We start from the raw sequence: 1892 nt of genomic DNA on the forward strand, positions 1-1892 counted from the left end.
AATTAACCAGATAAATGAAGCTGTTGCTACGGTAGATGAGCAGACTAAACAAAATGTCACTATAGCTCAAAATAGTAATAAGATAACTAATGAGGTGGAGAGTATAGCAAACGAAGTATTTAACGAAGTCAATAAAAAGAAATTCTAACCGGGTTAAATTTGAGCTTTTATTAAGCTCAAATTTATTATAAAACTTAGCCTAAAAGCAGGACTCGGCTGCCGTGTGAAGTATATTTGATAAAAGTAAAAATCATACGATGCAAATTCTACGACTCTCATAGATAGATACGGACACTTTATAGTGATAAAATTTATCCATATTATTACGATTAAATTTATTATACTGCTTTTGGTATATGCTACCACTTCTACACTTACAATGTTCATTTGAATATGTTCATTTTTCACAAAATGGACATATTTTTTAAATTTATTTTCATCTTAAAATTATATTATATTTGTTAAAAACATTTATCTAATTTAAGATTTATTTTATCATCCCATAATTGCACTACAATTAAAAAGCCAAAACTTTAAATTACATTAAGCCGTTTGCAAAGACATATTGTTTGAGTAGTGTTAAATTTCCATAGTGTATCTAGCGAATTAATAGGAGTTTAAGAATATGAAATTAGAGATAAAATACCTCAAATCATCCGTGAAGTTTTTGACAAACACAAAGAAATTAAAGACAAACTTATCACAAACATAATTAAATTTATAATTTTACAGATTTATTTTTAGTAAAATTACCTTATATTAGTTTTTTAATAAATTTATATTATTAGTTTATTTGATATAATTTTGACCTAAAAATATTATTTATCGGAGAAATACCTAATGAAAATACAAAGTGTATCTAGAAAAGTATCCCTTGGAGCATCATTACTCTTTATAATGTTGCTTGCTATTCTAAGTTATATAAATTATTCGGACTCAAAAGCCAATACAACCGAATTATTAGTAAACGAAAGGACGAAGGTTACTCAATCAGCTCAATCATTATTGAACACACAATTAGGGGACGATATCGACGCTATAGAAAATTTAGCCAAACTAATTGGCGCAAACAACTATAGCAATCAAGAGGTAGAAACTATACTAAAAGCTATAGAGAACTCTTCTCGCTTTGACTTAATATTCGTCGGCTATCAAAATGACGGCATGATAATACGTTCAAACGGTAATTCTAGCCTACCTACAAATGAATATGATCCTAGAAAACGAGCTTGGTATGAAAGAGCTATTAAAGAAAATAAGACCATTGTTTCAGATCCCTATATGAGTAAAACCGTACAAAAGTTATGCGTTACAGTTGCAGCCCCTATATATTCAAATAACAAATTAATAGGCGTTGTGGGTGCAGATAAGGCTATAGATGTATTAAGCAAAGAGTTTATAGAAATAGGAAATGCCGAAGGCGCATATATACTTTTAATGGATAAAAACGCAAAAGTGATTATGAGTCCAGCAAGTGAATACATAGGTAAAACACTAAATTTCACAAAAGAAATTATACAAAAAATTCAAAATAAAGATTTTGACGCATACGGCAGAGTAAGTTATACTCACGATGGTTCTCAAAAACTCGGTAAATGTATAAATTCATCTATAAATGACTGGATAATTTGTAGTAATATCGACGTAGAATTTTTCAAAAAAAAGACAGACACTATATTTTATAAACAGATAATACTTTCTATTATATTTGTGATCTTTGCATCGCTTACCATTTTACTGTTAGCCAAGAAATTATTAAAACCTATGGATAAGATAGTATCTGGTCTCAAAGACTTCTTTGACTTCTTAAACCATAAAAATGATAATCCTAAAGCTATAAGCTTAAAATCAAATGATGAGTTTGGAGTTATGGCTAGTCTTATTAATTCTAA

General features: G+C 28.8%; 2 protein-coding genes. One reads left to right on the forward strand and one right to left on the reverse strand.

The features are described 5' to 3' along the window. Nucleotides 1-153 precede the first annotated feature (153 nt). Nucleotides 154-408, reverse strand: a complete 255-nt coding sequence (locus RVY88_RS09085) for a hypothetical protein (protein WP_251149226.1) — start codon at nucleotides 406-408, stop codon at nucleotides 154-156. A 597-nt stretch (nucleotides 409-1005) separates the two neighbouring features. Between RVY88_RS09085 and RVY88_RS09090 the strand changes: the two genes are divergently transcribed. Next, on the forward strand, nucleotides 1006-1892 hold an 887-nt coding region (locus tag RVY88_RS09090), incomplete at its 3' end, for a cache domain-containing protein (protein WP_317051302.1).

Source organism: Campylobacter sp. TJR-1, from assembly GCF_032840035.1.
GTDB classification, from domain to species: domain Bacteria; phylum Campylobacterota; class Campylobacteria; order Campylobacterales; family Campylobacteraceae; genus Campylobacter; species Campylobacter fetus.